The following is a 19,003-nucleotide window of genomic DNA, read 5'->3' as shown; positions in this document are numbered from 1 at the left end:
AGACTCCAGGGCCTCATCGCCGGCAAGCCGGCCCCCACAGTGACCGCGTTATAAGGTCAAGACGGTGAAATCCTGCTATTCGAGTACGGTCACCGGCATCCCGACTTCCAGAACACCCTGACCATCATTGACCAGGTTCTGTCCGAACATCACGTCGCCATCCTGCTCGCGATAAGTCTTGAGGGTCGTCAACGGCTCGCGGTCGGCGCTGCGCTCCCCGGTCTGCGGGTCGAGGGTGGTCAGGATGCAGCGGGAACAGGGCTTCACCAGCCGAAACTCGACATCGCCGATCCGAATGCGCTTCCAGCCGTCTTCGGCAAAGGCATCGCTGCCCTCGATCACCAGGTTTGGCCGAAAGCGCAGCATCTCCAGCTCACGCCCGACCTTCCGCGACAGGTCATCCAGCGAAGCCTGGCCGATCAGCAGCAGGGGGAAACCATCGGCAAACGCCACCCGATCCTCTTCCTTGCCGTAACCGGCCTCGGTCAGGCGGGCGCGCTCCAACGGCACATGCACCAGGCGAGTCGGCTTGCCGATAAACCCGCTCAGCCAGGCCGCCGCCTCATCGCCGGCATCCGGCACGCGCAAGGTGTCGCTCCAGATGGTCACGCCACGCAAGGTGTCGTCCTTGCCGGGCAAGGCCACGTCCAGCGGCGAATGACCGGGGGCACTCAGGGTCAGGCCCCCGGCGACATTCCACAGGGCCGATAACTGGCTCATCTTGCCTACCGCGCGCTGGGTCAGAAAGCGCCCGCTGGCCTCGTCCACCAGCATCCAGCGCCGATCCCCGGCCAGGCCCAGCTCATCCAGTGGACTCTGGCGCAGGGCCTCGCCGCGGGCGGACTTCAACGGATATCGATACAGCGCGCTCAGACGCAACATGTCCAGCTCCCGACAAGTAAAACCGTGATTCTACTGCAGGAGCCGTCGGTCAGGCGTTATCCAGCATCAAGCGCTGGCGCACCACGTCCACCAGCTTGTCCGGCTGGAACTTGGAGAGGAAGTTGTCGCAACCGACCTTCTTCACCATGGCATCGTTGAAGCTACCGGACAACGAGGTGTGCAGGACCACATACAGCCCGCGCAGGCGAGGGTCGTTGCGAATTTCGGTGGTCAGGCGGTAACCGTCCATTTCCGGCATTTCCGCGTCGGTGAAGACCATCAGCAGCTTGTCGGTCATCACCGCACCACCATCCGCCCAGCCCTTGAGCATGTTCAAGGCCTTCAAGCCATCACTGGCGATATGCATTTTCACCCCCAGTTGCCCGAGGGTATCGCGCAACTGGGACAGCGCCACGTTCGAGTCATCGACCAGCAGCACTTCGCGGCCACGGGCCTGCTCCATAACCGGATCTTCGAGCTTTTCACGGGACACCTTGGCGTTGTACGGCACGATCTCGGCCAGGACCTTTTCCACGTCGATGATTTCCACCAACTGGTCGTCCACCTTGCTGATGGCAGTCAGGTAATGCTGGCGACCGGCGCTGGTCGGCGGCGGCAGGATGGCTTCCCAGTTCATGTTGACGATGCGGTCCACGCCACCGACCAGGAACGCCTGCACCGAACGGTTGTACTCGGTGACGATGATAGTGCTGTCAGGCCCCGGCACCAGCGGACGCATGCCGATCGCCTGGGACAGATCGATCACCGGCAACGTCTGGCCACGCAGGTTGACCACACCGCAGACAAACGGATGGCGCTGGGGCATCAAGGTCAACTTGGGCAGTTGCAGTACTTCCTGAACCTTGAACACGTTGATTGCGAACAGCTGGCGCCCCGCCAGGCGAAACATGAGAATTTCCAGCCGGTTCTCACCCACCAGTTGCGTACGTTGATCTACTGTGTCGAGAATGCCGGCCATTAATGACTCCTGGGCTTGCTGCTGAAAGTGACATTGAATAGGTTATCGGCGGAGAACATCGGAGCTTGACCCTCCGACCAAATACCGGTCAAAAGCATTGATGTCACATTAACATCATGCTTTACTCAGTTCACCCCCCCTCCGTCGCCCTGCGCGACCGCAAATTTCAGCTATAGTTCCCCATACTAGGGGAATCCCCTAGTGACAATCAGGCCCAACCTGATATTCGCGATATCCAATAGCCATTAATGTGACGCCATTCTCATTGCATGAATGGAGTCAGGCTTTTGCTTTCGACTGCAGGACCCCGGCCAGACAGCCCGGTGAACACGTTCACTGATCGTGCTCAAGCCCTCTGGACCGCCGCTTCCGCTGAATTTCTGCGAGCCTGCCCGCGGGGCTTTCGGGTGCCCGCCAACCTGCACCTGAGAACAAAATGCAATAGCCGTAATTCGAAACAATCAGAAACAGACTACAGACACACACGGCCTGTCGGCATTAACTTTAAAACCGTTCGCCCCGTGCGACCTTCTATCGCCTGCCTATGCATTCAAGGAGATAAAGCATGCTGAACGGTAAAGAACGGCAAGCCAGCTTGCCGGAGTTCCTCGTCGAGGCCCAGGCCCTGCAAACGAAGATGCAGGAGTGCTGCCAGCACCTGGAACTGATCCGCAACGACAAGGACGCCATTGACTGCCTCCTCGCCTCGTTGCACACCCTGGCCAGTTGCGCGCAAAGCCTGGGCGTACGTTCGACGGCCCGGTTCTCGCGGCAGATCCACGCCCTCCTGAGCCAGCCCCAGGACCCGCTCAACCTGCACGAAGACGCCTTGCTGGCCTTGCGCAACTGCCTGACGCTGCTGGCCTGGCAAGTCGAACTGATCGACCCGCGTACCGGTCAACTGGGCCTGGACGACGAGGAAGAGTCCGAACTGATCACCGCGCTCGCCATCCAGACCGGCCAATACGGCTCCGCGATCACCGGGCCCAAGACCTTCACCCTGATCACCTTTCCTGAACGATCGGCTTGAACCGTTCGCCATCCTCACGCCTTCGATCCGCCCTCTTCATACCCAAAAACGACAATAACAACTCCCCTCGAACTTTCGGGTTTCAGGTCATGGGTTTTTAATGCAAAAAGAATAACTAGCGTCTACGCGATAAAGCGCCGGAACAGCCTTCGGACTTCAGTTAGAGTAAGCGGGCTTAACAGCACTTCATGGAACAAACGCACGAAAAAAGTTGACCACTTGGACATATATCAGCCGAAAGCGACCACCCCCGGATGGCGTGCTACCATGCCGTTTATTCGCATATGTACTTGTACAGCTTAGTAATTTTACTAACAGATATCAAAATGACATCATTGCGCAAAGTTTCTCACCCTGACACTGTTTCACTCCGAACGCACACATTAAACCGTACCCGTTTTTCAAACTTGGCCTGTCGGTTGTCCTGACGGTCTACCCGTAGCGAACATTCATCGGCTCCATACGCTATGTACGCCAGCCTCAAGTCATTCAAGCCTTGGCTCCCCTCTCGAAAAAATGCCCGCCGGCTGACCGTCGTGCTATGCATCAGTTCGGCCATTGCCAGCCTGCTTGTCTACAGCACTTGCGCCCGCTTCCCGGCAGGATTGTTGATCCTCAACCTGACCGCCCTGGCCGGCGTCTGGCTCCAGCACCGCGACGCCGGCACCTCCATCCAGTTCCAGCCGCAGGAACTGGCCGATCGCCTGCTCCAGGTGCAGGAGAACGAGCGGCATCGCCTCAGCCGTGAATTGCATGATGACATCGGCCAGTTGCTCACCGCGGCCAAGCTCCAGACCCAGTGGTTGCAGCGGCGCTTGCCCGACGACCTGCAAAGTCACTGCGAAACCCTGGGCAATACCCTCGACGAAACCCTGGCCAAGGTTCGCGACGTTTCAGCCATTCTCAATCCCCGCCAGTTGACCAGCCTTGGCCTGGAAGCCAGCCTGCGCGCGCATTTGCTCAAGACCCTGGAAAACACCAGCGTGCTCTGGAGCCTCGAATGCCACCAGCGGCTGACCGGCATCCCCGAGGAGATGGCGGTGACCGCCTTCCGCGTGACCCAGGAAGCCGTCACCAACATGCTGCGCCATGCCCAGGCACGTAACCTGCTGGTGCGCATCAAGCGCCTGCCGGAAGGTTTGTCCCTGCACATCGCCGATGACGGCCAGGGCTTTTCGCCGCAACTCAATCCCGGCGAGGCAGGCCAGCGTGGCATGGCCGGCATGGTCGAGCGTGTCGAACAGGCCGGCGGAACATTGACAGTCACCAGCGGACCCGGCAAAGGTACGCAGATCGAAGCACTGCTGCCCTGGGCACCACGCGCCCTGGAACGCGCCAGCAAGAATAAGGCTCCATGACCTGCACCCTACTTCTGGTGGATGACCACTCACTGATCCGGGCCGGTGTTCGCGCCCTGGTACTGGATATCCCGGGTTACGCCGTGATCGGCGAGGCCAGCGACGGCGCGCAATTGCTCGACGCCGTGGAGCGGCTGAACCCGGACATCATCCTGCTCGACCTGTCCATGCGCGAAACCGGTGGCCTGGATGCCCTGCGCAAGCTCAAGGCGGTGCGCCCCCAGAGCAAGGTGCTGATCCTGTCGATGCACACCGATCCGCAGTTGATCATGCAGGCCCTGGAAATCGGCGCCCACGGCTACCTGCTCAAGGACACCACCGCCACCGAACTGGCCCAGGCCCTCGATGCCCTGCGCAGCAACGAGCGCTACCTGAGCCCGGCCATCGCCCATACGGTGATCAACCAGGCCCTGACCCAGGTCCAGCGCCACCTGCCGGCCGAACGAGCGGTCAATCACAACCTGACCGGGCGCCAGTTGGAGATCCTGCGACTGATCGTGCGCGGCAAGTCGACCCGGGAAATCGCCAATGGCCTGGGCCTGAGCATCAAGACCGTGGAAACCCACCGCTCGCAGATCATGAAGCGGCTGCAGATCTTCGACGTCGCCGGCCTGGTGCTGTTCGCCGTACGTGAGCAGATCATCAGCCTCGATGACTGAGCAGCGGCGAACCCTCCGGCAAGTGCACCCGCAGGGCCGCCGGACGGACCTCGAAGCGCAGGCTGTCACTGAGCAGGGGCTCACCGTCGAGATTGAGGTACAGCCCCTCTGACACCTTGATTTCGACCCAGGGCAGGCGAGCCCGGATAAACAGGTTGTCCAGACCCCAGCCACCGGTCATCAACTCGCGCAAGGTCCCGATCATCTCCTGGGGAGCCGGCAGGATGCTGATATCGAGCAAACCATCGTCGACCAGCGCCTCGGGACACAGCGGGTGTCCGCCTCCCGCCTGACGGCCGTTGCCGATGCCCAACGCCAGCAGATCGCCCTTCCAATGGAAGTCCGGCCCCTGCAGCTCGCCATAGGCGGCATGCAGCTCACTGAAACGGCTAAGACCGGTGAACAGGTAGGCAGCACCGCCCAGCAGCTTCTTCAGGTCCTCCGAGGTATTGGCGGTGACCAGGCTGCCAAAGCCGCCGGTGGCCATGTTGAGGAACATCTGCTCGCCGACGCCACCGAGGTCGATCGCCCGCGCCGGGACCTCCAGCAGCGCCAGGGCCTTGGCCGGCTCCAGCGGCACGCCGGCCGAGCGGGCAAAGTCATTGGCGGTCCCCAGCGGCAGCAACACCAGGCTGGCATCCACATCGGCATTGGCCAGGGCCTCGGCGATATCACGCAAGGTGCCGTCACCACCGCCGGCAATCACCTGCCGATAACCCAGCGCCAGCGCTTCACCGACCAGGCGCCGTGCGTCGCCGGCCTCCCAGGTCAGGCGTACCGCTAGGTCCCAGCCCTCGGCCCGCTTCCCCTCGACGGCAGCCCGCACAGCCTCGTTGAGGGCTTGTTTGCCATGCAGAATCAACAATGCCTTGCGCTCGTTCATGAGCAACCGCTCCCTTCAAAATGGGCTTGAAAGATGTTGACCGCAAGGGAAGCAAAAAAACCCCTTGGTCCGTAGAATTTATCTGCCTTCCGTGTAGTCATAATACGAAAGAATTAGTCGGATTTTTTTTACAACAAATTATCATTCGGTTAGCAAGCTGCTGTTTCATAGGCTTTACTCAAGCCCATGCCAGCAGACCAGAGAGGACGCATGAAGCGGCATACTGTTAAAAGTCGGAAAACGACACGCCAAAAGATTCACTTGGTTTAAAACTGTTCAACCCACAATATGACCGGCCTCCACGGATGGAATTAGCGTAAAAAGCCCAGGCTTTTCAACAAAAACAACTGCCACGATGTTTCGTAATTGCCATTTCGTGATGGTATGACGGGAGGGGTTTATGCGCCTGCAGCCGGTTGACAGCCTATTCCTGACCCGACCTAGTATGGTCGAGTACTTCCTGTTCGGCATCCGCCTGGTCCACGGCCTGACCGCGATGCTGCCCGGCCTGATGCTGCTGGTGTACCTGGGCGAGCAAGACCCCACAGTCATCAAGAGCTATCTCACCCTGCTGCTGTTCTTCGGTTTCATCAGCGTGCTGATCTTCCAGGCACTTGGGGTATATGCAGAGACCATCTTCAGCAACCTGCTGCGTTTCCAGCTCACACTCTTCGCCTGGTCATCGGCGTTCTGCCTGCTGCTGTTCATGCACCATGGCTTGTCACTGTTCAACTTCCTGACCAATACCGAATTGTTTGTCTGGTTTATTTCAAGCCTGGTACTTTTCGGTATAGAGCGCCTGGTCCTGCTGACACTGTTCCAGCAACTGATGCAACGGGGTTTTTTCCTGCAGCACGCGGTCATCCTCGGCGCCACCGAAAACGGCCAGCGCCTGGCCGAATACCTGGCCCAACATCAGGACATCCGTTCCGGTGTCATCGGTTTTATCGACGACCGCATCGGCCGCCTGCCCAAGACCCTGGTCAACCTGCCGCTGCTGGGCAACTCCAGCGACCTGGAACGCCTGATCCGCGAAGAAAAAGTCACCCAGGTCCTGGTCGCCCTGCCCTGGTCGGCGGAAAACCGCATGGACTACATCATCCGCGAGCTGCGCCGCCTGCCGGTCAACGTGCTGCTGGTGCCGGACATGGTTGCCTTCCGGCATGCCCACAACCGCATCACCGAAGTCGCCAACCTGCCGATGTTCAACGCCTCGGAAGTGCCCCTGCGCGGCTGGTCACCGATGTTCAAGCGCCTGGAAGACATGGTCCTGTCGAGCCTCGCGCTGATCCTCTTGTCGCCGATCATGCTGCTGACGGCCCTCGCGATCAAAATCGACTCGCCGGGCCCGGTGCTGTTCCGCCAGAAGCGCTACGGCTACAACAACCGCCTGATCGAAGTCTTCAAGTTCCGCTCGATGCACCAGCACCAGAGCGATGCCAACGCCGAAACACAAACCACTCGCGGCGATCCACGGATCACCCGGGTCGGACGTTTTATCCGCAAGACCAGCCTCGATGAGCTGCCGCAACTGTTCAATGTCTTCATCGGCAGCATGTCGATGGTCGGCCCGCGCCCCCACGCCACGGCCACCAAGGCGGCAGGCATCCTGTTCGAGGAAGCGGTCAAGGAGTACACCTCGCGCCACCGGGTCAAGCCAGGCATCACCGGACTCGCCCAGATCAATGGCTACCGCGGCGAAACCGACACACTGGAAAAAATCGAAAAACGTGTCGAGTTCGATCTGGAGTACATCGAAAACTGGTCGATCTGGTTCGACCTCTACATTCTGTTTCGCACTGTCCCGGCAGTGCTCATGACCCGCGAGGCTTTCTGAATGGGCGCACTCATTCCCTGCATCATCGCCGGTGGCGCCGGCACCCGTCTGTGGCCGGTCTCCCGCGAGGCCATGCCGAAACCCTTCATGCGCCTGCCCGATGGCGAAAGCCTGTTGCAGAAGACCTTCCGCCGGGCCGCCGGACTGGCCGATGTGCGGCGGGTCCTGACGGTGACCAACCGCGAGGTGTTCTTCCGCACGCTGGATGACTACCGCCTGTTGAACCAGGGCGACGCGGCACTGGATTTCATCCTCGAACCCTTTGGCCGCAATACCGCCCCGGCCATCGCCGCCGCGGCCTTGCATGTGGCCAGGCTCTACGGCGACGACGCGCAACTGCTGGTGTTGCCGGCCGATCACCTGATCAAGGACCTGGACGCCTTCGCCAGGGCGGTCGGCAGTGCTCGACTCCTGGCCGAGCAAGGCTGGCTGGTGACCTTCGGCCTGGTGCCGACCCAACCCGAGACCGGCTTCGGCTATATCGAGAAAGGCCAGGCCCTGGGCGACGAGGCGTTCCAGGTCGCGCGCTTCGTCGAGAAACCCGATGCGAAGACGGCGCAGCAATACCTCGATGGCGGCCGGCACCTGTGGAACGCCGGCATGTTCTGCCTGCGGGCCGACGCCGTGCTGCGCGAACTGCGCGAACACGCCCCGGATGTCCTCGACGCCATGACCGAGTGCCTGGCCCTGAGTCACAGCCGCGAAGGCAGCCAGGAACTTCAACTGGAACTGGATGGCAAGAGCCTGGCCCGGGCGCCGGACATTTCCATCGACTACGCGCTGATGGAGCGCTCGCGCAAAGTCGCGGTGGTGCCCTGCCAGCTCGGCTGGAGCGATATCGGCTCGTGGCAGGCGGTGCGTGAACTGACACCGGCCGATGCCCAGGGTAACCAGTGCAACGGCGAGACCGTGCTGCATGACGTCAGCAACTGCTACATCGATTCGCCCAAGCGCCTGGTGGGCGGTGTCGGGCTCAATGACCTGATCATCATCGACACCCCGGATGCCCTGCTGATCGCCGACGGCAAGCGCAGCCAGGACGTCAAGCTGATCGCCCAGGAACTCAAGCGCCAGGGCCACGACGCCTACCGCCTGCACCGGACCGTGACCCGTCCATGGGGCACCTACACCGTGCTCGAGGAAGGCAAGCGCTTCAAGATCAAGCGCATCGTGGTCAAGCCCAACGCCTCGCTGTCGCTGCAGATGCACCACCACCGCAGCGAACACTGGATCGTGGTCAGCGGCATGGCACGGGTTACCAACGGCGACAACGAATTCATGCTCGATACCAATGAGTCGACCTTTATCAAGCCGGGCAAACAACACCGGCTGGTCAACCCGGGGGTGATCGACCTGGTGATGATCGAAGTGCAGAGCGGCGAATACCTCGGCGAAGACGACATCGTGCGTTTCACCGACATTTATGGACGGGTTCCCGTCGAAACCAGCAAGACCTGAAACACCTGAAACAGTAGGAGCGCCCGCATGCACGGACCCCAGGTCCGTCAGGGGGGGTAACCATGCATAAAGGGAAGACTGATCAATGAACAAACTCCTGCTGATCCTCAGTGTTTTATTAATCAGCGCGTGCAGCATTCCGGCCAAGGTGGCATTGCCCGATAGCGACGTCCTGCGCGAAGGTCACAAGGCCGGCGACTCCCTGGCCGGCAAGCCGCTGCCGGACCAGCGCATCCGTGCCGGCGACACCTTGCGGATCGTGCGCAATACCGGCGAAGCGCCGTCCATTTCAGCCTTTACCGCCAACTCGATCTACGAACTGACGCTGTTCATCGTGATGAACGACGGCAGCTTTTCCTACCCCTACGTCGGCAACGTCAAGGCTGCCGGCCTGACGCCGCAACAGCTGACCCTGTTCCTCGAAGACAAGCTGAAGAACGTCTACCAGGATTCGGCCCTGACGGTGAATATCTCCCAGGCACCGAGCAACACCGTGTTCGTCGGTGGCTCGGTGCGTAACCCGGCCAGCCTGCCGGTGACCACCGTCACCACCCTGGAACAAGCGCTGATCGGTGCCGGCGGCCTGCTGCCGGTGGGCGACAGCCGCAATATCGCCCTGCTGCGCCAGGACGACGACGGCCGCTACAAGACCTACTTCTTCGACTATCGCGACACCATGCTCGCCGGCGCCAGCAACCGTGCGCCGGTGCTGCTGCAACGCGGCGACGTGGTGTTCGTGCCCAAGTCCCATGTGGGTAACGGCATCGAGTGGGTCGACCTGTATCTGAACCAATTGATTCCGTTCCAGAAATCGATCGGCATCGGCGCGAACTACAACTTGAACAACTCCACCAGCACTGGCAACTGATCGTTAAGGACAACAGACATGATCAATATCCGCTCCTTCCGAGATTTGTTGCGCCTATTCTTCATCTTCAAGCGCGAAGTGAAAATCACCGTGCTGGTCACCTTCGTGGTCATCCTGCTGGGTGCCTTCCTGTTGCCCAACCGCTACGAGTCCACGGCCCTGCTGCTGGTCAAGCCGGGGCGGGATACCAGCACCTTGCCGATCGAGATTTCCGATCGCCAGGCGACCATCATCCCCAGCGCCCAGCGCGACCCGATCATCGATGAGGAACGCATCCTCACCGGACGCCCGATCGCCCGGCTGGTGGCTGAGCAATACCTCGACGAGCTGTCTCGGGTACCGCCCCAGGAAGGCTTTATCGCCACCCTCAAGACCCTGGTCAAGAGCACGGTCCAGGGCCTGCTGGAGGTCGGCCGTGGCCTGCTGCAACTGCTCGGCCTGGTGGAGAAGCAGACACCGGTCGAACGCCTCACCGACCAGTTGACGAAGAACTTCAGCGTGACCCACGCCGCGGGCTCCTCGGTGATGGAAATCAGCTTTACCTGGAACGATCCGCAGGTGGCCCAGACCATCGTCAAGAGCTGGATCGAGCAGTATGAACAGGAACGCACCCGTACCCTCGGGCGCAAGAGCCTGTACACCTTCTACGAAGGCGAAAGCACCGCGACCACCAAACGCATCCTCGACTACAAGAAGCAGATCGAAGCCCACCTCAACGAACTGGGGGCGGTGAGCATCGGCGAGCGCCTGAACGATATCTCGCGCAACCTCAACAACCTGCGTGGCGAGCACCTGAACACCACCCGCGCGGTGGCCTCGACCAAGAGCGGGCTGGATCGGATCAAATCCCAGCTCGACAGCATGAAGAAAGAAATCAGTATCGGTCGGCAGATGAGCATCAACCCGGACCGCCAGGACCTGCAACAGCGGATCAATGCCAAGCAGATCGAGCGCCAGGAAATGCTCCGCACCTTCAAGGAAGGCGCACCGCCAGTGAAGGCCATGGACAAGGCGATTGCCAACCTGGAAGACCTGCTCAAGTCGCAGAACGCGGTGGTGCAGCGCACGGATAACCTGGCGCCGAATCCGGTCTACACCCGCCTGCAGAACAGCTTCGCCGACCAGCAGGCCAGCCTCAGCCGTCTGCAGACCCAGGCCAGCCAGCAAGAAACCCAGCTCAACCAGTTGGAGCAGGACCGCCGTCAGGCCCTGGCCCTGGAGCCGGAAATGGCCCGCCTGCAACGTGAACTCGATGCCGCGGAAAAGAACTTCGCCCTGTACAGCACCAGCACCGAGAAAGCGCGGATCGACCGTGAACTGGACAAGAGCCAGATCAGCAACATCGCGGTGATCGAACAAGCCACCCTCAACGAAAGCCGGGTCTTCCCGAAAAGCCTGACCATGCTGTTACTGGCGATTCCGCTGAGCCTGGGGGTCGGCCTGCTGGCCCTGTATTTCTTCTATCTGCTGGACCAGCGCATCCATGACGGCGACAAGATCGAGTCACGCTTCGGCGTCAAGATCTGGACCAGCCTGCAAGACATCAGCAACGGCAGCCTCCAGCGCCGCACCGCGTTCACCGCCAGCATGTACCGGCTCTATGGGGTCTTGCCACTGGAGCAGGTCGCCGAACAGGGCCTGGCCATCGGCCTGACCTCGGCCCGGCGTGGCGAGGGGGTCAGTTTTGTCATCGAGCACCTGGCCAACCTGCTGCAGGAGCGCGGTCATCGGGTCCGCGTCGACAACCACGGCCCGGCGCACCCAGGGGAAATCCTGCTGCTCAATGCCAGCGCCTTCTTCTCCAACCAGGAAGCCTTCGTGACCCTGCGCCAGGCCGACCTGATCGCGTTGATCATCGAAGCGGAAAGCACCACCGTACCGATCCTGGAAAATGCCCTGTCGACACTCAATACCGCGTTCAAGCGCGTCGACGGCATCATCCTCAATCGGCGGCGCTTCGAGATCCCCGACCGCGTACTCAATACCCTGGCTCGTATCCGGAGCCATGCCTGATGCATATCGCCCTGATAGCGCCCCTGCCACCGGAACAGAATGGCATCGCCGACTACGCTGGGCACCTGAAGACGGCACTGGAAAACCTCGGGGTGCGTGTCAGCACGCCCCTCGCGGGACTGGGCAACGACCCGCAACGGGCCAGGGAGCTTGTCGCGCAAGCGTCGTGGGAAGGCATCGATCTGGTCCACGCCGAAATCGGTGGCGGGCGCCTGGCCGAGTTCCACGCGTTGAAGGCCCTGCGCGAACGCTTCCCGAGGCTACCGCTGACCGCCACCCTGCATGACCCCGAACGCCTGGTCTGGCGCCGCGAGCGCTTGCCCTGGCCGCTCTCGCTGGTGGCACGGCTGCCGTCACCGCTGCCACAGATGGCCACGGTGCTGGCCGATCCGCTGTGCCTGTACGAAGAGCGGCAACTGGCCCGCAGCCTGACCCGCCTGGTGACACTCACCCATTTGGGCGGCCATTGCCTGCGCCAGCGCATGGGGTTGCGCAACGAACAGATGGCGGTGATTCCCCACGGCAACCTGGCCATCGCGACAAAGCCCCTGCCCGCGCTGGAGCCGCTGCGGCTGCTGTATTTCGGCTTCATCTACCGGGGCAAGGGCATCGAAGACCTGCTCGACGCCCTGGCTCTCACCTTCACCCGGCAACCGGGGTTGCGTACCCGCGTGCGCCTGACCCTGGCCGGGGGCAGTGAGCCGGAGATGGCCTTCGGCCCCTCAGGCAGCTACCTCGATCAACTGCGCCAGTTGATCCAGAACCTCGGCCTGCAAGACAGCATCGACTGGCAACTGGACCTGCCGGCCGCGGATATCCCCACGGTGATCCAGGCCCACCATGTGATGGTGCTGCCGTACCGCGAGTCGAGCAAACTCAAACTGCTGGGCAGCCTGCGTGGTACCAGCGGCGCGCTGTCCTGGGCCGTCGCCTGCGGGCGCGGCGCCATCACCTCGGATGCGCGCTCGTTTGCCGAGGAAGTGGCCCATGGCAATGGAGTGATTTTCCCCCAGGGCAATGTTACGGCCCTGGCGGCGGAACTGAGCCGCCTGTGTGCCACACCGGAACTGGCAATCAGCTGGGCCGGACAGGCCAGCGTGGTCGGCCAGCAGCGGGTCTGGAGCCACACCGCCGAGCGCTTCCTGCAACTGTTCCAAGCGGCCTGCGGAGGACATGAAGATGTGGCGTAAAGTCTTTTTGTGGCTGCCGGCCCTGTTGCTGATGGTGGTCGCCGTCAGCCTGATCCCCTGGAGCCCCAACGTCGCCGCCCAGACCACGCTCAAGGCGCCCCGCGCGGTGGAGTGGAAAAACTTTCTCGGGGTCAACGCACAGTTCCAGTATTTCGATCCGGACAACTACCAGAAGCAGATGACGCAGCTCGACGCGCTGGGCTTGAACTGGATACGCCTGACCCTGCATTGGTTCATCCTCGAACCCGAACAGGGGGCTTTCCAGTTCAGCGAACTCGATGCAGCCATGGCGGCGATGAAAAGCCATGGCTACAACACCGTCGCCTACCTGGTCGGCTCGCCGCCGTTCGCCAGCAGCGCCCCGGCCGGCACCCCGAGCAGCGACCAGTACCCGCCGACTGACTTCAAGCTGTTCGCCTCGCGCATGGTCAGCCTGGCCCAGCGGTATCCACAGGTGAGCACCTGGCAGGTGTGGAACGAACCGAACATCATCTGGCGGCCCAAGGAAGATCCCGTGGCCTACTACCAGATGCTGACCACTACCGCCGATGCCATCCGCACCCAGGTGCCGGGCAAAGCCATCGCTACCGCCGGCGTCGCTTACTTCGGCCAGATGCACAGCACTTCCGGGCTGATGCTCGATGCCCTGCTGACCCAGGGCCTGGCCAGCCAGAACATCATCGCCGCCTATCACCCCTATACCCAGTTTCCGGAAGGCGACAACGCTGCGGCCCAGGACTTCCTGACCAGGGGCAACGCCATGAACAGCGATCTGCACGGCAAGGGTGTCACCCAGGTCTGGGCCACCGAATGGGGCTGGTCAAGCTATGCCGGGCCCAAGGAAATGCAGGCCCTGATCGGCGTCGACGGACAGGCCGACTACACCCTGCGGCGCCTGGCCCTGATGAGCGCCATGGACTACCAGCGGATTTTCCTGTTCAACCTCAGCGACCTGGATGATCGGGCCACCCCACGCGACCAGTTTTACGGCCTGCTCGACCTCAACGGCGAGCCGAAGCCGGTGTATAACGCCCTGAAGAACTTCCTCACGGTCACCGGCCCGGCCCTCCAGCCGGCTGATGCCCCGGCGTCGAACAATGCACCCGCCGACCTCTACAACATCACCTGGACCCGCAACGACGGCGCCCATGTCTGGATGTTCTGGAGCGCCAGCGGCCAGAGCCTGCAATTGCCCGGCGTGACCCGGGCGACGCTGTTCGACCCGCTGAGCGGTACCCAGACAAATCTGAGCGACAGCACAGCCATTACCGTGCCGCTGAAAACCAGCCTGCAGCTATTGGTGTGGACGCCATGAAAATCCTCTGGACCCTGCCCTACCTGCCCTGGCCCACCACCAGTGGCGGCAAGACCCGGCAATTTCACTTGCTGCGCAGCCTGGCGGCGCGTGGGCATCGGATTACCCTGCTGGTGCAATCGAAAACCGACGTCGACGAGGCCACCCGCCACGCCCTCGCGCCGATTGTCGAGCGGCTGATCGTGGTGCCGCGACGGTCGTTGCGCAGCCTGAAAACCCTGCTCGGCGTGCTGCTCGCGCCCTATCCGATGCTGGCCACGATCAACGGCCTGGCGCCGCAGTTGCAGGCACAGTTGCGCACCTTGCTGGAAGAAGACTGGGACGTGATCCAGATCGAGCACAGCTACAGTTTCCAGCCTTTCGAACAACCGCTGCTCGACGCCGGCAAGCCCTTCATTCTTACCGAGCACAATGTCGAATCAGCCCTCGGCGCCGCCAGTTATGACCGCCTGCCGGGCTGGATGAAACCCTTCACGCAGTATGACCAGCGGCGCTACCGGCGTTGGGAAAGCCGGGTGTTTCGCCAGGCCGCCGAACTGGTCGCCGTGACCCGCGAGGACGCCATGGTATTGCGCCAGCAGACCGGCAAGCCGGTGGCGGTAGTCGTCAACGGTGTCGACACCGACCTCTATGCCGGTGTCCAGCCCGACCTCCACGCCCGGCGCCTGCTGTTTATCGGCAACTACGAATACAGTCCGAACCTGGACGCCGTCGAATGGGCCCTGGAGGAAATTCTCCCGGCCCTCTGGCAGCTCAATCCGGGAGTACGTTTCGCCATTGCCGGATTCGGCTTGCCGCAGGCCTGGCGTACGCGCTGGACCGATCCGCGAATCGAATGGCAAGGTTTCGTCCCCGACCTGCGCACCCTGCAAAGCAAAGCCTCGGTGTTCTTCGCACCACTGCGCCAGGGCGGCGGGTCCAAGCTCAAGGTGCTCGAAGCCATGGCCGCCGGCCTGCCGGTGGTCACCACCGGCCAGGGCGTGTCGGGGCTGCGGATCGAAAACGGCCAGCACTATCTGGGCAGCGAAGACCCGCAAGCCCTCGCCCGGATGCTCGCCGAACTCCTCGAACATCCGTCGCGCCTGCACCAGATCGCCGAAGCCGGCCGAGCCTACGTCAAGGCCGAGCACGATTGGTCCGTGGCCGCCGCACAACTGGAAGCGGTCTATAACCGCCTCCCCCACCTCAAGGAAGCAGAATCCGTATGCGCATAGGTCTGGATTATCGCCCGGCAGCGGGTTACACCCACAGCGGCATCGGCCGTCAGAACCTGGCCCTGGAACAGGCCCTGCGCGCCCATCCCGAGGTGAGCCTGCAACTGTTCGGGGTGGCCCCGGAGGATCACCCGATCCGTCGTCGCGTCCACTGTCCAAAGTGGGGCTCGCCCCTGTTCGGCGTACACCGCCTGCCGATACGCCTGCGTTTCGAGGCCGGCTTCCTGCCCGGTGCGTTACGCGAAGCCGGAATCGAGGTCTACCTCTGCAACTTCAACATGGGCCTGCCACCAGGACGCAAGCCCGCCGGCATGCGCTATGTGCTGCAACTGCACGACCTGTTCCAGCTGACCCTGCAAAACAGCCATGGCTCGAAACTCAAGGAGCGCGTCTACCGCGCCACCGACCGCCTCTCCATCGGCCACTCGGTGAAGGTCGCCGACCGGATCTGGACACCGTCGCAATACACCGCCGACGAACTGGTCAAGTTGTTTCCCGAGGCCCGCGACAAAGTCCGCGTATTGCCCAACCTGGTCACCGGCTTCGTCGGTGAAGCCGCCGACATCAGCGACCTGCAACTGCCCGAGCACTACTGGCTGGCCGTCGGCACCCGTGAACCGCGCAAGAACATTCCCTGGTTCGTCAGCGCCTGGCAGGCCGCCCGCCAGCAATCGCCACAGGTGCCGGAACTGGTGCTGATCGGTGCCCCCGAGGACCTGCCCGCGTCGCTGCAACATCTGCCGGGCCTGCATTACCTGACCGGCCTCAGCGATGCCCAACTGCACGGGGTGTACCAACAAGCCGAGCGTTTGTGGCAACCGTCCTATGCCGAAGGTTTCGGCCTGCCGGTGATCGAAGCCCTCAGCGTCGGCACTCCGGTGGCCGTCGCCAGCGGCTCGGCGCTGGACGAAATCACCCCATCGCACAGCCCGCGCTTCTCACCCACCGACGGTCCGGCCCTCAGCGCGCTGATGATCGGCCTGGCCGATGCCCCCGCCGAAGATCCCGAGACACTCCGGGCCTGGGCTGCGGGTTACGGCAACGCGGCCTACCAGGAGCGCTTCAACCACCTGCTCGAGGAGCTGAAATAATGCCCCTGGCGTTGCCCATCGCCCTGTTGTCCGGGTTGCTCTTCGGCATCCTCGCCTGGCTGCTGCCGCCGTTCAAGGTGGCGGTCGTGCTGGTCGCCATCGGCGGTGTGGTGACCATCATCCGCCACCCGCTCTGGGGGCTGCTGCTGTTCAGCGTGCTCGCCACCTTCCTGCCCTACTCGACGGTGCAGGTCGGCCTGCGCACCACGGTGTCCGAGGCGCTGATCCTGCTGGTCTGGGGCAGCGTGCTGGTGCAAGGCCTGTTCAACAACCTGCCGCAAAAACCGCCCCTCTTGCGCACTGAGCGCTGGCTGCTGGCCTTGATGTTGTTCAGTACCTTTCCATTTATCGTCGGTCAGTTGACGATCAGCGCCGAAGGCAACGGCCCGGTGAACTGGGTACGCTGGCTGCTCAACCTGTCGGTACTGTTCCTGGTGCCCCGCCTGCTCGACCAGCAAAAGTCCCGCGAACAGGTGGTCACCGGCCTGCTCCTCGGGACCCTGATGCTGTTGCTGCTGTCGATCCCGGTATTCCTCAAGAACGGCAGCGCCACCGGCATGACTCCGATCCTTGCCGCGCTCGGCTATGGCGGCGTCGAGGTGCTCGGTGACAGTCTGTCGGCGATGTCCAATCGCATGGGCTCGCCCTGGATGCACCCCAACGCCCTGGGCGGCGCCATGGCCCTGCTGCTGCCGCTGGCATTCTGCTACGGCCTGGCCCGCCAAGGCTGGCGGCGCACGCTGGGCCTGGCGGTGGCGAGTCTGGGGGTGATAGGCCTGCTGCTCTCGGGCTCACGCGGGGCACTGGTCAGTCTGCTGGTCGTCCTGCTCTGGATGGCCCGCAAACGCGTGCCCTACGCCGGTCAAGTGATCCTCGCCGGCCTGGCGCTCGGCAGCTTGCTGCTGATGTTCTACCCGCCCTTGCAGGATCGTCTGCTGGGGCTATTCTCCAGCAACGATGCCAGTACCAGCGTGCGTTTCGACGAGTACTCGCACTTCCCCGAGGCCGTGGCCATGTTCCCCTTCGGCATCGGTTTCAAGGTCGAGCCACCCGTGCCCGGCACCGGCCTGTGGGGTATCTCCAACCTGTGGCTGAACTTCATCTACAAACTCGGCGTGCCGGGTCTGGTACTGTTTGCCGCGGTGATCTGGAGTTGGTGGAGCGACACCCGCTCTTCCTTGTCCACCCTCAAGCTTAACGAAGATAACGCGATCTGGCTCGGCACCACCTACGGCCTTTTGGCGGCGCTGGTCAGCGGCTTCTTCGACCACTATTTCAGCTTTACCAATGTGCTGGTCGCCCTGTTCTGGCTATTGCTGGGCCTGAACCTGCACGAAACACGGCGCCTCAAGCTCAAGGCCACCCCTCTGCCAGGAATCCGCCCATGAAACACCGCATGTTCCACTCGCTGAACCTGAGGCAGGCCCTGCCCGAATACGCCGAGAAGATGGGCGTCGGGCTGGAGGAGCTGGAGAGCAGCTACCAGTGGATGCTGGAAAACGACGTCTGTTTCGAACAGCCGCTCAAGGGCAATCTGCTGTGTTTCATCAGCTACCTGAACATCGAACCGCGAATCGAACCGCCCCTGGCCCGGCGTTTCTATGCCCTGCTCGGCCGCGAGGTCAAAGGCGCGCTGATCCCGCTGTACGGGATCAACTGGCCGACCCTGCGCGACCGCATGCTGCGCTGGTGGGAACTGGCCTACAACATGATCATCTGCAAGATCCCCAGCCATACGCTGCGACTGTTCTGGCTGCGTGCGGGCGGGGCGAAGATCGGCAAGGGCTCGACGGTCTGGCGCAACACCGAAGTGCTGGGGGTGGACAGCCTGCGCATCGGCAACGACAGCACCGTGGCCTGGCATTGCCAGTTGGATGCCCGTGGCGGCCTGATCATCGGCGACCATGTGACCATCGCCTCCCACGTGCTGATCATTGCCGGCGGCCATGATGTCCAGGCCCCGGAGTTCTGGGCCGTCGGCGGGCCGATCTATATCCGCGACTACGCCTGGATCGCCAGTCGCGCCCTGCTCTCGTTCGGCGCCGATATCGGTGAAGGCGCGGTGGTCGGCGGCCAGTGCGTGGTCTCCAAGCCGGTGCCGGCCTACGCCATCGTCGGCGGGCCGGATGCGGCGATCAAGGGCGAGCGTTGCCGTGGCCTGAACTACAAGGTGGGCGGCAAAGGCCTGTTCACTTTGTTCCATTGAGCCCCGGGCATGCCTGACTC

16 protein-coding genes are annotated in these 19,003 nt (G+C 62.4%); 13 read left to right on the top strand and 3 right to left on the bottom strand.

Translation table 11 applies throughout. The features are described from left to right. Positions 1–75: 75 nt before the first annotated feature. Positions 76–882, bottom strand: a complete 807-nt coding sequence (locus CWE01_RS03750) for an MOSC domain-containing protein (protein ID WP_100939165.1) — start codon at positions 880–882, stop codon at positions 76–78. Positions 883–931: 49 nt separating this feature from the next. Continuing rightward, entirely contained in the window at positions 932–1,861 is a 930-nt protein-coding gene (locus tag CWE01_RS03745) for a chemotaxis protein CheV (RefSeq protein WP_100939164.1), read from the bottom strand. A gap of 565 nt (positions 1,862–2,426) precedes the next feature. Here CWE01_RS03745 and CWE01_RS03740 point away from each other — a divergent pair. The 3 genes from CWE01_RS03740 (at position 2,427) to CWE01_RS03730 (ending at position 4,908) form a co-directional block, all read left to right on the top strand. Further along, on the top strand, positions 2,427–2,891 hold the full coding sequence (locus CWE01_RS03740; protein WP_100939163.1) for an Hpt domain-containing protein: 465 nt from the start codon (positions 2,427–2,429) through the stop codon (positions 2,889–2,891). A 467-nt stretch (positions 2,892–3,358) separates the two neighbouring features. Continuing rightward, the gene (locus CWE01_RS03735) at positions 3,359–4,249 is read left to right on the top strand and encodes a sensor histidine kinase (protein ID WP_100939162.1); all 891 of its coding nucleotides are present in this window, start codon (positions 3,359–3,361) and stop codon (positions 4,247–4,249) included. Then, positions 4,246–4,908, top strand: coding sequence for a response regulator transcription factor (locus tag CWE01_RS03730; protein ID WP_100939161.1), 663 nt, complete (start codon positions 4,246–4,248; stop codon positions 4,906–4,908). Before CWE01_RS03735 ends, CWE01_RS03730 begins: the two co-directional genes overlap by 4 nt. Here the strand turns inward: CWE01_RS03730 and yegS are convergent. Beyond that, a complete protein-coding gene (yegS, locus tag CWE01_RS03725) occupies positions 4,892–5,791 on the bottom strand; it encodes a lipid kinase YegS (RefSeq protein WP_100939160.1) in 900 nt (299 codons plus the stop codon). The genes CWE01_RS03730 and yegS overlap by 17 nt on opposite strands. 400 nt (positions 5,792–6,191) lie before the next feature. Here yegS and CWE01_RS03720 point away from each other — a divergent pair, with 400 nt between their 5' ends. The 10 genes from CWE01_RS03720 (at position 6,192) to CWE01_RS03675 (ending at position 18,983) form a co-directional block, all read left to right on the top strand. After that, positions 6,192–7,628: an undecaprenyl-phosphate glucose phosphotransferase gene (locus CWE01_RS03720; protein ID WP_100939159.1), complete on the top strand. Its 1,437-nt coding sequence runs from the start codon at positions 6,192–6,194 to the stop codon at positions 7,626–7,628. Then, the gene (locus CWE01_RS03715) at positions 7,629–9,086 is read left to right on the top strand and encodes a mannose-1-phosphate guanylyltransferase/mannose-6-phosphate isomerase (protein WP_100939158.1); all 1,458 of its coding nucleotides are present in this window, start codon (positions 7,629–7,631) and stop codon (positions 9,084–9,086) included. Between the two features lie 85 nt (positions 9,087–9,171). Then, complete coding sequence (locus CWE01_RS03710) at positions 9,172–9,954, top strand: polysaccharide biosynthesis/export family protein (protein WP_100939157.1); 783 nt, start codon at positions 9,172–9,174, stop codon at positions 9,952–9,954. 18 nt (positions 9,955–9,972) lie between these two features. After that, entirely contained in the window at positions 9,973–11,967 is a 1,995-nt protein-coding gene (locus tag CWE01_RS03705; RefSeq protein ID WP_100939156.1) for an exopolysaccharide transport family protein, read from the top strand. Beyond that, positions 11,967–13,157, top strand: a complete 1,191-nt coding sequence (locus tag CWE01_RS03700) for a glycosyltransferase (protein ID WP_100939155.1) — start codon at positions 11,967–11,969, stop codon at positions 13,155–13,157. Before CWE01_RS03705 ends, CWE01_RS03700 begins: the two co-directional genes overlap by 1 nt. A gap of 7 nt (positions 13,158–13,164) precedes the next feature. Beyond that, positions 13,165–14,472, top strand: coding sequence for a cellulase family glycosylhydrolase (locus tag CWE01_RS03695; RefSeq protein ID WP_371315562.1), 1,308 nt, complete (start codon positions 13,165–13,167; stop codon positions 14,470–14,472). Further along, the gene (locus tag CWE01_RS03690; protein ID WP_100939153.1) at positions 14,469–15,686 is read left to right on the top strand and encodes a glycosyltransferase family 4 protein; all 1,218 of its coding nucleotides are present in this window, start codon (positions 14,469–14,471) and stop codon (positions 15,684–15,686) included. Before CWE01_RS03695 ends, CWE01_RS03690 begins: the two co-directional genes overlap by 4 nt. Further along, positions 15,677–16,777: a glycosyltransferase family 1 protein gene (locus tag CWE01_RS03685; RefSeq protein ID WP_100939152.1), complete on the top strand. Its 1,101-nt coding sequence runs from the start codon at positions 15,677–15,679 to the stop codon at positions 16,775–16,777. The genes CWE01_RS03690 and CWE01_RS03685 overlap by 10 nt, the downstream gene beginning before the upstream one ends. Continuing rightward, the gene (locus tag CWE01_RS03680; protein WP_100939151.1) at positions 16,777–18,165 is read left to right on the top strand and encodes an O-antigen ligase; all 1,389 of its coding nucleotides are present in this window, start codon (positions 16,777–16,779) and stop codon (positions 18,163–18,165) included. The genes CWE01_RS03685 and CWE01_RS03680 overlap by 1 nt, the downstream gene beginning before the upstream one ends. Continuing rightward, positions 18,162–18,983 (top strand): acyltransferase, encoded by an 822-nt coding sequence (locus tag CWE01_RS03675; RefSeq protein WP_100939150.1) that lies wholly within the window; start codon positions 18,162–18,164, stop codon positions 18,981–18,983. Before CWE01_RS03680 ends, CWE01_RS03675 begins: the two co-directional genes overlap by 4 nt. The last annotated feature ends 20 nt before the right edge of the window (positions 18,984–19,003 follow it).

Origin of the sequence: Pseudomonas sp. QS1027 (assembly GCF_002814235.1) — a bacterium.
Taxonomy (GTDB): domain Bacteria; phylum Pseudomonadota; class Gammaproteobacteria; order Pseudomonadales; family Pseudomonadaceae; genus Aquipseudomonas.
This window is presented reverse-complemented; position numbering and strand designations above follow the sequence as displayed.

Bases quoted from the DNA above. Each gene is read 5' to 3' on its own strand.
- CWE01_RS03750 (WP_100939165.1), bottom strand. From the start codon at position 882: ATGTTGCGTCTGAGCGCGCTGTATCGATATCCGTTGAAGTCCGCCCGC.
- CWE01_RS03745 (WP_100939164.1), bottom strand. From the start codon at position 1,861: ATGGCCGGCATTCTCGACACAGTAGATCAACGTACGCAACTGGTGGGT.
- CWE01_RS03740 (WP_100939163.1), top strand. From the start codon at position 2,427: ATGCTGAACGGTAAAGAACGGCAAGCCAGCTTGCCGGAGTTCCTCGTC.
- CWE01_RS03735 (WP_100939162.1), top strand. From the start codon at position 3,359: ATGTACGCCAGCCTCAAGTCATTCAAGCCTTGGCTCCCCTCTCGAAAA.
- CWE01_RS03730 (WP_100939161.1), top strand. From the start codon at position 4,246: ATGACCTGCACCCTACTTCTGGTGGATGACCACTCACTGATCCGGGCC.
- yegS (WP_100939160.1), bottom strand. From the start codon at position 5,791: ATGAACGAGCGCAAGGCATTGTTGATTCTGCATGGCAAACAAGCCCTC.
- CWE01_RS03720 (WP_100939159.1), top strand. From the start codon at position 6,192: ATGCGCCTGCAGCCGGTTGACAGCCTATTCCTGACCCGACCTAGTATG.
- CWE01_RS03715 (WP_100939158.1), top strand. From the start codon at position 7,629: ATGGGCGCACTCATTCCCTGCATCATCGCCGGTGGCGCCGGCACCCGT.
- CWE01_RS03710 (WP_100939157.1), top strand. From the start codon at position 9,172: ATGAACAAACTCCTGCTGATCCTCAGTGTTTTATTAATCAGCGCGTGC.
- CWE01_RS03705 (WP_100939156.1), top strand. From the start codon at position 9,973: ATGATCAATATCCGCTCCTTCCGAGATTTGTTGCGCCTATTCTTCATC.
- CWE01_RS03700 (WP_100939155.1), top strand. From the start codon at position 11,967: ATGCATATCGCCCTGATAGCGCCCCTGCCACCGGAACAGAATGGCATC.
- CWE01_RS03690 (WP_100939153.1), top strand. From the start codon at position 14,469: ATGAAAATCCTCTGGACCCTGCCCTACCTGCCCTGGCCCACCACCAGT.
- CWE01_RS03685 (WP_100939152.1), top strand. From the start codon at position 15,677: ATGCGCATAGGTCTGGATTATCGCCCGGCAGCGGGTTACACCCACAGC.
- CWE01_RS03680 (WP_100939151.1), top strand. From the start codon at position 16,777: ATGCCCCTGGCGTTGCCCATCGCCCTGTTGTCCGGGTTGCTCTTCGGC.
- CWE01_RS03675 (WP_100939150.1), top strand. From the start codon at position 18,162: ATGAAACACCGCATGTTCCACTCGCTGAACCTGAGGCAGGCCCTGCCC.